9 protein-coding genes are annotated in these 15,058 nt (G+C 40.8%); 3 read left to right on the forward strand and 6 right to left on the reverse strand.

Annotated elements, in window-relative coordinates; translation table 11 throughout:
• Positions 1–171: 171 nt before the first annotated feature.
• The 6 genes from ACM2FC_RS12330 to cfa form a co-directional block, all read right to left on the reverse strand.
• Positions 172–3,078, reverse strand: coding sequence for a hypothetical protein (locus ACM2FC_RS12330; protein ID WP_498481219.1), 2,907 nt, complete (start codon positions 3,076–3,078; stop codon positions 172–174).
• 943 nt (positions 3,079–4,021) lie between these two features.
• Entirely contained in the window at positions 4,022–6,262 is a 2,241-nt protein-coding gene (locus ACM2FC_RS12335; RefSeq protein WP_498481220.1) for a hypothetical protein, read from the reverse strand.
• 144 nt (positions 6,263–6,406) lie between these two features.
• Entirely contained in the window at positions 6,407–6,901 is a 495-nt protein-coding gene (locus ACM2FC_RS12340; RefSeq protein WP_498481221.1) for a hypothetical protein, read from the reverse strand.
• Positions 6,902–7,602: 701 nt separating this feature from the next.
• On the reverse strand, positions 7,603–7,779 hold the full coding sequence (locus tag ACM2FC_RS12345) for a hypothetical protein (RefSeq protein ID WP_498481222.1): 177 nt from the start codon (positions 7,777–7,779) through the stop codon (positions 7,603–7,605).
• Positions 7,780–8,244: 465 nt separating this feature from the next.
• Entirely contained in the window at positions 8,245–9,090 is an 846-nt protein-coding gene (locus ACM2FC_RS12350) for a DMT family transporter (RefSeq protein WP_498481223.1), read from the reverse strand.
• Between the two features lie 67 nt (positions 9,091–9,157).
• Positions 9,158–10,300, reverse strand: a complete 1,143-nt coding sequence (gene cfa, locus ACM2FC_RS12355; RefSeq protein ID WP_498481224.1) for a cyclopropane fatty acyl phospholipid synthase — start codon at positions 10,298–10,300, stop codon at positions 9,158–9,160.
• A 283-nt stretch (positions 10,301–10,583) separates the two neighbouring features.
• On the opposite strand from cfa, the gene ACM2FC_RS12360 reads away from it, so the two are divergent.
• The 3 genes from ACM2FC_RS12360 (at position 10,584) to citS (ending at position 14,915) form a co-directional block, all read left to right on the forward strand.
• Positions 10,584–11,120 carry a cytochrome b gene (locus ACM2FC_RS12360; protein WP_498481225.1) on the forward strand — a complete coding sequence of 179 codons (537 nt, stop codon included), beginning with the start codon at positions 10,584–10,586 and terminating at the stop codon, positions 11,118–11,120.
• Positions 11,121–11,213: 93 nt separating this feature from the next.
• Positions 11,214–13,412: a sensor histidine kinase gene (locus tag ACM2FC_RS12365; RefSeq protein ID WP_498481226.1), complete on the forward strand. Its 2,199-nt coding sequence runs from the start codon at positions 11,214–11,216 to the stop codon at positions 13,410–13,412.
• A gap of 156 nt (positions 13,413–13,568) precedes the next feature.
• A complete protein-coding gene (gene citS / locus ACM2FC_RS12370) occupies positions 13,569–14,915 on the forward strand; it encodes a citrate/sodium symporter CitS (protein ID WP_498481415.1) in 1,347 nt (448 codons plus the stop codon).
• Positions 14,916–15,058 lie beyond the last annotated feature (143 nt).

Here is a 15,058-nt window from a genome sequence, read left to right on the forward strand (position 1 = left end):
CATTCAAAGTCTAGATCACACCCAAAACTGTTCAGTTCATTTGAGCCATACCCAATATCTTATAAAACAAAAGCCAAGGGCTAGAGGCCACTTGGCTTTTACACGTCGAACCTAATAAACTTAAATAATTAAAGTAATATCAATTCCGTCTACATTCAGATTGAACGTTCATCATAAAAGGCTCATTGTGGTGATGCCGGAAGTCAGTTTAAACGTGCCTGATGCTCCAGAAGATTCTTGATACGATTCACTTTTTGCGCCAGCTAAACACGTAAACATTGTTGGGTTTGATGACGTAGTTTCCGGTTGGTTTGCCCACAAGAACGTACCTCCGATGACAGGTTTGGCTAATTGGTGATCATAAGAGTTTTTATCTACAACATCTTGTACGTCCATTACCACTTTACCGTTAGTATTGACTCCTTTGAACTCTCCATTTACGTATAGTGTGATGGATTTATTTGCTCCTGGGTTATGCTCATATAATGTTGTGTTACTAACATATCTGCCATCTTCAAAATATAAATATCCTTCAGGGCTATAACAAATTTCTTCATGACCAGTTTCGTCAAGTGATGCATATAGTTGATGACCGTTTGCGCCTACTGTATCTGTTACAAAGTAACCATCTACATTATGGGGCTCTTGACTTTTGTTGCCCACAAAGACTGCTTTTACAGTGCCCGTATTGATGACAAGAGGGTTACTTTCTACATTTACACATTCACTATATTTACCATTACCTAATGGCAGCTTGCCAGGTAGTATTACTCTGTTCGGAGCTGCAGTTATAGCAGCTTGACACCCAATCCAAGCGTTAGTGTTAACATTAGGAGTGGTACTTTCTAGGGTTTGCGGGGTGTAATCAGGCTGTTTGGTCTCTGTGAAAGTTTTTTGATTTGACTTGGTGTTCACCTTAACCGTCATACCATCAATATCAGGGTCAATGCTTAACACATACTGGGTCGTTTTCACGGGTTTGTAATAGCTTCCTCCTGTATTGTACGCATTGTAGTAGTTCGCGACTGGAACTTCGTCATTATTATTCACCAATCCAGCATGATCGGAGATTACCCCTGTTTTTGCGGCCGCATCAAAGTTGCCTGTTTTATCACTAACTGGCAGGTTCGAGAATTGGAAGCCAAGAGACTGAATGGATTTATCGCTGGGCCCCCCCGATGGAGCTTCAGAAATTCTAATGCCTGTGGAAAGAGGGATTTGGCCGGCTTGTACTGACACTAACTCTGGGTTAATTAAATCCCTTAACGAACTGGTTGATACAGCAGTTTGCAAGTGCATCGCTCCGGTATTGGTCGTTGGGTCGAATAACACATCGCGAAGTTGCTCAGCGGTTTTTCCAGCTAGCGCTAGGCTGTCTTTAACGCCTGAGTAATCTGGGTTGAGGCGAACAGCAAAGGCATAGCCTTTATAGAGCGGGGCTCCACTTAAATGACTGATTCTCATGCCGATATTCCAGCCCCCTAAGTCCGTCGATGGATAGGAATCAACAATGCTGTAGTTATTCGTTGTCGTATCAGTCGTTGATGCAGAGCCTCCGCCATTGACGACCACCCAATCTTGAGGGACATCCACGTTGAAATTGTACACGCTTCCGATGGTGCTATCTTTACTGCCATCTGCCTCGTATTTGTATACTGCCCATTCTAAACCTCCGCCATTGGGGCCACCACCACCTTGGAAAACACGGTAGGAATAGGTTAAATCATCGGTATTGATAGGTTCAGCTGCCAAATCATTGGCAACAGAGCTTACTGCATCCTGACATTGTCCACTTTGTGTCCAGCAGTCATTGGGGTACACAGCTTTCAGGTTGTTGAGATTATCTTGAGCGGCGGTGAGTACCTTATTTACGCGAGTGCGCTGGGCGGAATAGACGCTCGGATCGCTGAGGATGGCGTTCGCACGTTCTATTTCATTTTCATAAGTATTGTAAGAGTCCACAACTTGTTGTCTCTCTTGCAAGGTATCAGAGGACACTTCACCTTTTTGAGTTAACTGAGCGGAATTCATGTTTTCCCCGCTTTGCCCTGAAGCATTGAACCCTTGAACAGTGCCATAATCAGCGTATGAGTCTGATAAGGTGGCCCAATTACCGGCTTTTAACTGGTCTTGAAAAGAGTTTGCTTCGTATGACTGGATGTCAGTAAGTAAAGCGGAGCAAGCTTGCAATTGAGCTTGACCAGTTTCAGTTTCGCATGATTTTAGGTCGTTGTCCTTGTTTACTGCACTTGCTAAGTCTTCAGGGATCCCACCTCGCTGCATCGCATGTACAGAGATAGTCATACCAGTAGTATGATGTGCGATAGCATAACTTAAGGCCGCGTTAGCCGAAAAGGAACCATATTTCGCGGAGACTTCAGATTTAAAGTGAGTCGCTTGGTCTTTAGATCCAAATTGTATTTTTAATACCGTATATAAGTCTGCTCCTTTGTCTTGAGAAGTAACATAGCTGTCCCCGCACATATCATAGAAATTATCTAAGTTGGGCTTGGTAGCAGTGCCAAATGTCGTCTGAGCGCCCGAAGTCAGTGTCGGGATTGCCGAGAAGACTTGTTTGCCGGCGACAATTTGATAGGAGTTGATGAGTGACATCGTGGTACTTGAATTGATTGCATCTTCTGCAAACTGGGCGGAACCCGATACACTGGTAATTAGATTGTTGTAATGTACTCCCAGACTAAAGCCTAAATCTTCAGTCAACTGTGAGCTAGAAATCGAGGTTTTTGTATCAAGTTGAGCAGAGCCATCTGGATTGAACTGAGTTAAGTCAATCTTGTTACCATTATCGTCTGTCGTTTGAGTTAAAACACATGCGTCTGATGTAGATTGAGAATAGTTCATCAAATGACTGTAACCCATCGATGAAAGGAGATTGTCGTCACTCAACGAGTGACTTTGTTGTTTATTTTGATTCGGTTTGACCTTAATACCAACAATGACCGTTCGGTTACCTAGATATTGGATAAAGTTTGGCTTGTTTATGGAAGTCGATGCAAAGGCAAAGCTCGGAAGCAAAGTGCTTATAGCCAGTGCAATACAAGATTGACGAAATTTCATTAGCAGTCCTATTTAAACTGTATATTTGTCAATGTTGTTGTTTTTTTGTAATTTAATTCATTTTAAAAATATAACAAATCTAAATTTAAAATAAAAAACAACAACTTAAGTCGAGTTTTGATTTTATTGTAAGTAAGTGTGACAAAAAAACAATAAAAACAACATTTGTTTTTTTGCTAATGAAAAAGCAAGAATACTAGTATTAAGAAAGTAATGGATTTCAGTATTTATTAAAAATTAATTAATCTTGTTTACAAAATAAAATAACTTTATTTATTAACTTAAATATTATTTGTAATAAAAAATACATAATACAATGTGTGTAAATTAGTAGTGAGTACTATTTTAAATTATTAAAATTTCAGTTTGTTTGGAATTAGGCATGTGAAAGATTTATGAGTATAACTAAGCTTCTTATTCGCTATAGCGACTCTTCGATAACCATGAATTCCCTTGGTTGCTCGCATTTATGTCGACCAACTGTGTTATGTCGCTTCCCATACTGGAACAGGGCGAAAAACTAATTATTGTTCCCTTTAGAATGCTCAATATTCTTGGATTTTAAACATTCTTTTTTTATACGGGATATGGTTTGTTTCGTGTTTTCGTGACTTGGCTTTGTGCTGAGCTCATCGAATACTTTGGACAACTTTCCTCAAAATATGAAAAGGTGAGAGCAATCTCCATTTAGGCACTCACAGGTGGTCCTAGGAAGAAATTCGAGAAAATTTTAAGATGCTATCAAAAAAGGTAAGGCTTATTTACTAAGGCTAAGTAATTAACAGCTGATATTCTTGGAACACTAGTACTTATAGTATGGTCCGCATTGCATGTATAAAGTACAACCAAACAAAAGCCAAGCGCTGGAGTGCACTTGGCTTTTTATACATCTAAAATTAATTAACGCTATATTAATTCCGTCTACGTTCAGACTGAACGTTCATCATAAAAGGCTCATTGTGGTGATGCCAGATGTCAGTTTAAATGTGTCTGATGCCCCAGAAGATTCTTGATACGATTCACTTTTTGCGCCAGCTAAACACGTAAACATTGTTGGGTTTGATGACGTGGTTTCTGGTTGGTTTGCCCACAAGAACGTACCTCCGATGACTGGCTCGGCCAATTCATGGTCATAAGAATTAGCATCGATACCGTGTTTAGTGTGCAGTACTGTCGTACCATTGGTGCTTTTTCCGATGACATCCCCATTCACATAGACTGTGATGCCGGCAGTTGCTCCTGGTTTAATGGTATACAGTGTTTTATTTCCGAGACTTCCCCCATCTTTATAATATAGATACCCATCAGGACTGAAACAGATCGAATCATGTTTTTGAGCTGATTTTGATTGATATTTCCGACCTCCACCAATAGGATACATACCCCACCATCCACTGCTACCTCCATGAAATCCTATTACTGAAGTACCAGTATCTAAAGTCCAAAAGGTGTTACTTTCTACACTGACACACTCTTGGTATACACCATTTCTACCATTATCTATTGGCATTTTACCTGGCATCATAGTTCTATTTGGGCTGGCTGTAATGGCTGACTGACAGCCAATCCAAGCGTTGGTGTTAACGTTCGGAGTGGTACTTTCTAGGGTTTGCGGGGTGTAATCAGGCTGTTTGGTCTCTGTGAAAGTTTTCTGATTTGACTTGGTGTTTACCTTAACCGTCATACCATCAATATCAGGGTCAATGCTTAACACATACTGGGTCGTTTTCACGGGTTTGTAATAGCTTCCTCCTGTATTGTACGCATTGTAGTAGTTCGCGACTGGAACTTCGTCGTTATTATTCACCAATCCAGCATGATCGGAGATTACCCCTGTCAGTGCGGCCGCATCAAAGTTGCCTGTTTTATCACTGACTGGCAGGTTCGAGAATTGGAAGCCAAGAGACTGAATGGATTTATCGCTGGGCCCCCCCGATGGAGCTTCAGAAATTCTAATGCCTGTGGAAAGAGGGATTTGGCCGGCTTGTACTGACACTAACTCTGGGTTAATTAAATCCCTTAACGAACTGGTTGATACAGCAGTTTGCAAGTGCATCGCTCCGGTATTGGTCGTTGGGTCGAATAACACATCGCGAAGTTGCTCAGCGGTTTTTCCAGCTAGCGCTAGGCTGTCTTTAACGCCTGAGTAATCTGGGTTGAGGCGAACAGCAAAGGCATAGCCTTTATAGAGCGGGGCTCCACTTAAATGGCTGATTCTCATGCCGATATTCCAGCCCCCTAAGTCCGTCGATGGATAGGAATCAACAATGCTGTAGTTATTCGTTGTCGTATCAGTCGTTGATGCAGAGCCTCCACCATTGACGACCACCCAATCTTGAGGGACATCCACGTTGAAATTGTACACGCTTCCGATGGTGCTATCTTTACTGCCATCTGCCTCGTATTTGTATACTGCCCATTCTAAACCTCCACCATTGGGGCCACCACCGCCTTGGAAAACACGGTAGGAATAGGTTAAATCATCGGTATTGACCGGATTAGCAGCCAGCTCAGCGGCAACAGAACTCACGGCATCTTGACACTGTCCAGTTTGTGTCCAGCAATCATTGGAGTATATAGAATTGATGTTTTTGAGGTTTTCCGATGCGGCAGTGAGTACATTATTTACTCGAGTGCGCTGTAGGGAATAGACATTTGGATCACTAAGGATGGCATTTGCACGTTGTATTTCATTTTGATACGTGTTGTAAGAGTCCACAACTTGTTGTCTCTCTTGCAAGGTATCAGCAGACACTTCACCCAGTTGAGTCAACTGAGCAGAATTTGAGTTTGCCACGGTTTGCCCGTCAGCATTGAAACCCAAAACTTTGCCGTAATCAGCGTACGAATCAGAAAGGGTTGCCCAATAATTATTAGACTTTAAGTCTTCTTGGAATTGACCTGATTCATATCCTTTGACGTCACTAAGTAATTTTGTACAGGCTGTCACTTGATCTGGTCCCGTATCCTGTTCACATGAGTTTAGATCTGCCCCTACCGCATTTGATAAATCTTCAGGGATTCCACCACGTTGCATAATCTGCATTGAAATGGTGGCTCCACTAGTGCTATGAGTACTTGCGTATTCTAAAGCGGTGTGAGCGGAAACAGAGCCATATTTTGCTGAGACATTGGATTTAAAACTGGTGGCCTGATCCTTGGAGCCAAATTTTATCGTTAACACTGTGTATAAATCGGCTCCTTTGTCTTGCGAAATAACAAAGCTGTCTCCACACATATCATAGAAATTATTTAGGTTGGGGTTGTCAGCAGTGCCGAATGTAGTTTGAGCACCGTTAGATAACTTAGGTATTGAACTAAACAGCTGTTACCCGTAGACCATTTTATAAGAGTTGATAAGTGATATTGTGGTGCTTGAATTGACAGCGTCATCAGCAAATTGGGCAGCTCCCGACACACTAGTAATTAAGTTGTTGTAATGTACGCCCACACTAAAACCTAATTCCTGCGTGAGCTTTGAGCTAGAAATAGATGTTTCGTTATCCCATGTACCTGAGCCATCTGGAACTAACTTAGTCAACTCAACCTGCTTGTTATCCTCTGTTGTTTCTGTTGCAACACAAGCGACGGGTGCATCTTGTGTATAATTCATCAAATGGCTATAACCCATCGATGGCATAATGCTGGAATCACCCAACGGCTTGTTTTGTTTTTGATTTGGGTTGACCTTAATACCAAGAATGACCGTCCGGTTACCTAGATATTGGATAAAGTTTGGCTTGTTTATGGAAGTCGATGCAAAGGCAAAGCTCGGAAGCAAAGAGCTTATAGCCAGTGCAATACAAGATTGACGAAATTTCATTAGCAGTCCTATTTAAACTGTATATTTTTCAATGTTGTTGTTTTTTGTAATTTAATTCATTTTAAAAATATAATTAATTTCAATTTAACAATAAAAAACAACAACTTAAGTTGAGTTTTGATTTTATTGTAAGTAAGTGTGACAAAAAAATAATAAAAACAATATTTGTTTTTTTGCTAATGAAAAAGAAAGAATACTAGTATTAGAAAGTAATGGCTTTCAGTATTTATTAAAAATTAATTAGTCTTGTTTACAAAATAAAATAACTTTATTTATTAACTTAAATATTATTTGTAATAAAAAATACATAATACCATGTGTATAAATTGGTAGTGAGTACTGTTTTCATTTAATGAAAATATCAGACTCCTTTTCAAAGTCTTTCTGACAGAGTTTTATTACTTAGGAATTTGAGACAAAAAAGACCACTTTCACGGTCTAATTTGACTGTATGTAGAAAAATACGGGTTACGTGGAAGCCTTATCTAAGTCTCTAATATTGAAGAAACTTGCATTTCAAAAAGTTTAATTTTTGAACAATACAACCTTTTGGAATGATTGAGTTTTAACCAGTTCTCAAAACAAAACGCTTTGCTGTTGAATATGGACTGGTGTTTGGTAATGTTAACAGAGAAGGTCGTATTAGTATCCTTAATAGCATTGGTTTACTGACAAATAACCACTCCACAGTGTTAAACTGTTTAAGTAGAAATCTCACTATTCGGGTTTCTACTTTTTTTACTCTTTGTTTTTTCATAGGTAAACGTTTGAATAATGACACCTAACCCTTGCGCTACTACTTGGCCTAAAAGTGCTTTATTCTCACTATAAGCTTTACCTAACTGCAGAAACTTCTCTTCAGAAATACTTTTATCCAACTAAAAGCCCATACAGCGCTCGGTTCATCTCAAACCGACTTTATATAACTAGCTCAAATGGTGCTTTTTGTCTCCTTATCAAAGCAATTAATTGTCGCTGCTGCCTGCTATTAAGTATTGACAAAGTATGTTGAGCCACTCGACTATGAGACAAGCTATGACCGCTTGCAACACGTAAACCAACAAAACCAAAGTAGGTTGTGATAAAGTGAAAGAAAGAGATTTGATTAAGCATAAGTAAAGTTAACACTATAAAAAATGGCGAGGTTGAATAAGATTACTCAATACAACTCAAGCACAGCGCATAATGGAAATGGAGCGTATGCAGGAGTCTTAACTTAATACTGGCTAAAGTATTGTTGAACGTTTTTGTAGTTGTCAGTTATAGTCAAAGCTAAAAGAATGAAATTTATATTTTCTATCAATGCATTGCGGCAACTCAACTTATAAGTTCAAACAATATCTTCAACTCTTTTTTCGCTTACCCACATATGTGATAGCAATGCCAAACAAAATCAGCCCACTAAGCAACAGCTCGCTAACCGAAATCTTCTCATGTAAAAAGGTGTACCCCATCACAATGGCAAAAACAGGAACAGAGAGTTGAGCAATGGAAGCATGAAGAAGCAACATTTTTGGTAATATTCGATACCATAGAAAATATCCCATCCCAGAAGTAACGCTGCCTGATAATACAGCCAATACAATCCCCTCTTGAGATAAGTTACTAAAAGAAACAAACGGCAAGATAAATACGCTGAATAAGCTTGCAACTACAAACCCTTGTGTCACCGAGATTTGAGGCGAAGTTGATGTTTGTCCTAATCGAGTAAACCAAGCCCAACATACTCCGGAAACAATCATCAACATCGCTGGTAACACATCAGGTTTCTCAGAGGAGGGAAGAACCAGCAGCACAAAGCCCAAAATAGACAAGAGTACTCCAAAACTCTCTAGCTTAGAAAAACGGTAGCCTTGTATGTATGAAAGCCCAATTAAGCTCAGTTGGACCGTGCCAAACAGCAACAATGCACCGGTTCCTGCAGCCAACGAAATATAGGCGAAAGAAAAGAAGAGCGCGTAACCAAAAAGGCTTATTCCTCGGTATAAACTGGCTTTGGTAGCCAACTTATCACCTACGCTAATTTGGCTGGAAGTGTGCATTAAAATCACAAGCGCAATGGCACCAGAAACCAATCGAACAAACGTAAAGCTCCCAGCATCTATAAGGTGATCTGCAAGTGCTGCTCGGCAAAGAAGAGAGTTGGCAGCAAACGCAATCATAACCAGTAAAGTTTGTAGGATAACCAAAAGCAGCCCTAGAGAATAAAATGCTCAGACTTTTATGGTAGCAAAGTGACTAGAGCATGTTGACCTTTTATCTAGGGACTCGAATTCCCCCTTCAACGCCATTCTTACTAAATAGCACTTGCCATAGCTGAATATTGCGAGCTCTAAATGCTCCAGCACAGGCACACAGATAGTAGTAAAACATTCTGTAAAAACGCGAAGAGTAGTTGTGTTGTATCTCAGGCCAGCGTTGTTGAAAGTTTTCTTTCCAAGCCATAAGAGTTTTATCGTAATCCGATCCAAAATTATGCCAATCTTCCATCACTAAGCCTTTTTGGCTGACACGACTAATCTGCTCGATTGAAGGTAATACCCCGTTCGGAAAAATATATTTATTGATCCAAGGATCAACATTAAACTTCGTCTCATTACTACCGATAGAATGCAGCAAAAATAGCCCTTGCGGCTTAAGACAGCGTGACACCACGTCAAAGTAAGTTTGATAGTTTTTAGGGCCAACGTGCTCGAACATACCGACCGAAACAATTTTATCAAAGGTTTCATCCAAGTCTCGGTAATCACATAAACGTAAATCGACAGGTAAACCCTGGCAACGCCTCATTCCGTATGCTTGCTGCTCTTTAGAGATAGTCACTCCAGTCACTTTTACACCGTAATACTTAGCTGCATATTCACTTAATCCTCCCCAACCACAGCCAATATCAAGCAGCGTTTCTCCGGGCTTGAGTTGCAACTTTTCACAAATGAGTTGGAGCTTATTTTCTTGGGCAGACTTTAAGTCTGTCGCCTCTTTCCAATATCCACAAGAATACTGCATATAAGGATCCAGCATACGCTCATACAAATCATTACCACGATCGTAGTGTTCTTCCCCAACAATCCACGCTCTTCGTTTAGATTGCATATTGAATAAGCGTGATTGTAAAACGAATAGAGAATCTTTTAGACTGGCTGGTGTCTTTCCATCGACACGATACTTCATAAGATAATAAAACAACTGATCAAGCTGATCACACTGCCACCAGCCACTCATGTAGCTTTCACCTAATCCAATAGAGCCTTCTTGCAGCACTCGTTTATAAAAGTCTGGATGCAGCACTGTGATATCGTGTTTCTGAACGCCATTAAGCTGGATAGGCGTATCACTTAAAAGATCCAGCAATATGCTTTCCCATTTATTTGTAGGTAGGTCGAGTACTTTAGTAGACATATAAACCTCGAATATCAGATAAAGCTTCTTGTAAGCCGCTAATTTGAATTGAACTTACAATTAAGGAGATTGACTTGGTATTTACTATGCTAAAGATTCATTTTGATAATTAACAATTGCTATTAATGATTAAATTGATAGCGTTTTGTTATCACTAGGCGATGTGTTTTCTCTATTCTCGCTGGGCATGAATTTACCTATCTTTACACGCTCACCTGTCGTTTTTTTGAACTTTTAATTTCATAATAATGACCGAACTAAGCGATACAGGATGATGCTCGTTATGGCGAATATAAACTCACTTTCTAAACCCACTGTTTTACTTCACTGGACGGTCGCACTGGCGTTCATTGCCGCTTTTGCTCTTGGGTTATACATGGTTGATTTACCCCAAAGCCCAGAAAAAGGTGGCTTGATAGCAATACATAAATCCATCGGGTTATTTATTTTGTTCTTTGCAGCAATTCGCCTGCTCTGGAGAATAAAAGAGGGATCAGTCAAACCGATATCGTCCCTGACAAAATGGCAAAAAATAGCCTCACACTCTGTACATGGTTTTTTACTGTTGGCAACATTATTTATGCCTATCTCTGGAATCATGATGAGTTGGGGAGGAGGTCACTCAATTGCCTTTTTCGGCTGGGAAATCTTAGCTGGAGGAGCAAAAATGCCTTGGCTAAGTGACATTGGAACTCCCATCCACCTCATTTCAGTCAACATTATCTTAGTCGTATTTGCTTTGCATATACTGGGAGCACTAAAACATCAGCTAATCGACAAAGATGGCACAATCAGCCGCATGTTAGGTAGAAAGATCTAGCTAGATAAATCCCGATAGTTGGAACTGTGTATATACTCATTAGAGCAAGGATGTTTATCGTTTTATATATTCAGTTCTAAATGGCGAGTATTCATGGACACGGATAAAGTTCAACGAGACCCACTTTCACAGCCTATTAGCAAACAGTCAGCGGCAGCGCTGGCTTCGACGTCATTGATACGCCGATATCATTTTATACTCTATGGTGGGCTTGCTCTCATATTACTGCTCACCTTTGGTAATGCCTTCTATCTTGGACAACAAACAGAAAAGCGGGTCATCAATGAAGAGCGTCATCATGCGCTGCAAACACTGCTCACATTAAACAATGCTCTATCCGTATCTTTAAATCATGCATCCAAAATGAGACAGACTCTAGAGTCTCACCGAAGTTATCCCCAAAAAGCTTACAATTACGCTCTCACTCAATATCTCTTTTTACAATCTCCAAACTCGCCCAAGTTTGCTCCTTGGAGCAATCTTCCAGATCCATTAAAAAAGCAAGTGGGCCAACTCTACGTACATTCAAATTCCGGTGAGATTGGTACTGGTGTATCGATACTGCTTTCTATGATGCCTGAGGTCGCCACAACCCATAGCCTGCACAAAGGCTTTCAATGGAGTTATTACTACGACGCGCAAAAACGTTATTCCCTTCTCTATCCTGGCCTGCCCTATCAAACGCTTTTGGATGCAACAGGCACAAAAGATATGGATTCAGCATTAAATGTTGTCTATGAAGCGGGAGGAACCTTTCCTGTTGAGTTAGTTGCGCCTAAGTCCAACCCCAATAAAACACACCAATGGACTCGCCCCTACTTAGATGCTGGCGGGAAAGGAATGATGGTGTCGCTACTCGAACCGGTCTACCACCAGAATCAGTTCATAGGCGCAGTGGGCGCTGATATCACTTTAAAAGTATTAGATAGCATTCTCGCAAAGCGGGAGCTTGCGATTGGTCACCTCGTTATCGTAGACAAAAACGGCCTAGTCATCGCTGATAGCTTAGGGGCTATAAAGAACGCCAAGAAAACCATTGAACACGAGCAAGTACTCAACCTCTCCACTCGCGGTCAAGCACACCTCGTTAGCACTGACGAGTTACAATCAGCCAAAGGTGGTTATTGGTATGCTTACCCACTTGCCGGAACCCCTTGGAGCTTAGTTCTAGAAATTTCTCGTGCAGAAATGAACAGCTATATCATTGAAAGTATCTTGCCTTACTTAATTACTGGCTTTGCCTTTGCTGGTATTTTATTTTTTGTCGTTCTGCACCAACACTGGCGATTCAGTCGACCAGCGCTCATGCTTGCACGTTTTGTCGAAGAATTGCCACAACACTCAAATATCGAAATACCGAAAGTACCTCTCAAATGGCGTTATTGGTTTAACTGTGTAGCGAAAACAGAGTTAGAAAGACAAGAGCATTTGAGAACGATTAACCAACACAGTAAAGATCTAGAAAAGCTCGTGCAAAAAAGAACACGAGAGTTAGAAGCAACGCTTACCACCTTACGACAAACCCAAGAAGAACTGATCCACTCTGAAAAGCTAGCAGGTCTTGGTTCACTCGTATCTGGTATTTCCCATGAACTTAATACGCCAGTGGGCAATGCCATTACGGTTTCTAGCTCTATCAAAGATATTGTGTCCGAATATAGGAAAGCAGATGCTGATATCGAACAGCAGCAAATTGAAGAATATTTTGATCAGATCCAACAAGGTGCCGATTTGCTCGATAAGAGTCTGCAAAGAGCAGTCGAGCTCATCAACAACTTTAAACAGATCTCTGTAGAGCAATCCAACTATCACATAGACACGTTCGATCTGCCGAATCAACTCACTGAGTTAGAACTCAATGTCGTTCCTCTTTTGACGGAACACGGTATTGAGCTAACCGAAAACTACCCAGATGAACTGACAATGGAAAGCTATCCAGACGCCATCAAAGATGTGATTGTACGCTTAATCAATAATGCAGTAAGACACGCCTATGAGGAAAGCTCTGAAAAAGCGCTGACAATAAACTGTAACCAACTTGAGCAAGACAAAGTATGCATTGAAGTTATCGACAATGGTAAAGGAATCGCTGCTGAAAAACTGCCTAAAATATTCGACCCATTTTTCACCACACAACTAGGGCAAGGCAGCTCTGGTCTTGGACTTCATATCGTATTTAACTTGGTTACGGAGCTACTCCAAGGGGAGATAACGGTAAGTAGCGAAGAAGGACAAGGCAGTACATTTAAAATTGTATTACCTTTGCATATAGGGAGCTCTACATCTAAGTAAATTACCTCTTTTTCAGAGAAGCGACTGCTGAGGTTAATTAAAACCATAAAATTCATAAGTGCGTTTTAATCCTCGGTGATAGACGATCCCTCTCACTGTGCAGTTTCACACAGTCATCATAATAATTTCACTTTCTAGCAACATGGAATAATCATGATGAATGAGAAAACATTAACGCTGCCTAATAACAAATCAGTCAGCTCTAGCTTTCTATCCCAGTTCCGAGTTTTTGGTCTTCCGCTACCTTTATATCTTGGTTTGTTCGCGGTGATTTTAGTTGCTCACATGACGGATACCCTACCAAACAACATAGTTGGTGGGTTCAGCTTTATGTTTGTTATTGGTGCTTTATTTGGCGAAATTGGTAAGAGACTGCCAATTTTCAATAAGTATATTGGTGGAGCGCCTATCATGATCTTTTTGGTCACAGCGTGGCTGGTACATGTTGGTTGGCTCAGACAAAACGAAATCAACACCGTCACTGAAGTCATGAAAAAAACGGATTTTCTCGATCTATTTATTGCGGTATTGCTTACGGGTTCAATTTTAGCAGTTAACCGAAAGCTGCTAATAAAATCTCTTATTGGCTATATCCCATCTATTCTGGCAGCTGTACTCGGTGCGGCAATCATGGGAATTATCGGTGGGATGCTATTCGGCATTCCAGTTAGCCGCATTTTGATGTTATACGTATTGCCGATCATGGGCGGGGGTAACGGCGCAGGCGCCATTCCGCTTTCAGAAATTTACCACTCGGTCACTGGTGGTTCAAAAGAGCATTATTACTCAGTTGCCATTGCAATATTGACCATAGCTAACGTGGTTGCAATTTTTGCTGCCGCTATTCTCAATGGGATTGGGCAGAAAAGACCTTCACTAACTGGCAATGGTGAACTCATTAGAAATTCGAATTTTGATGCGGACACCCAAGCCGTTGCCCCCATGATTAGCGCACGAGAAATCGCCATTGGTTTAATGTTGGCAGCATGTGTTTATACGCTATCATCAGCCCTCTCTAAACATATTCTTCCTGGTTTCGGCGACGTCAAAATCCACACTTTTGCGTACATGGTTGTCATTGTCGCTATCATCAATGCTTGTGGTTGGTGCTCGGATGAAATTAAAGAAGGCAGCAAACATCTCGCCTCCTTTTTTACTACACATTTGCTATGGGTGCTGATGGTTGGTGTCGGTATTGCTTATACCGATCTAGGTGAGATATTAAATGCACTGACTTTCACTAACCTCATTGTCGCAACACTCATTGTTTTTGGGGCTATCTTTGGCGCCGCTATTGGTGGTTGGCTAATGGGTTTCTATCCAATTGAGTCTGCCATTAGCGCAGGGTTATGCATGGCAAATCGCGGTGGCTCTGGCGATTTAGAAGTCTTATCTGCAGCCAATCGAATGAGCCTGCTTTCCTACGCACAAATCTCATCTCGTTTAGGTGGAGGTATCGTTTTAGTTATTGCCAGCGTCGTATTTGGTATGTTTACTCACTAAACATGCCTAAAGGGTTGGGTTTTCCCCAACCCTTTTACGGCTCAAATCTGTGATCCACAAAACAGCTTTCATTACTGACACGTTTTTATCCCATCTAAGTCTTCAAGCACTCTAGCCTTCCCCTTTCACTATCTGCTAATTTA

It is taken from the genome of Vibrio sp. A37, assembly GCF_059777565.1.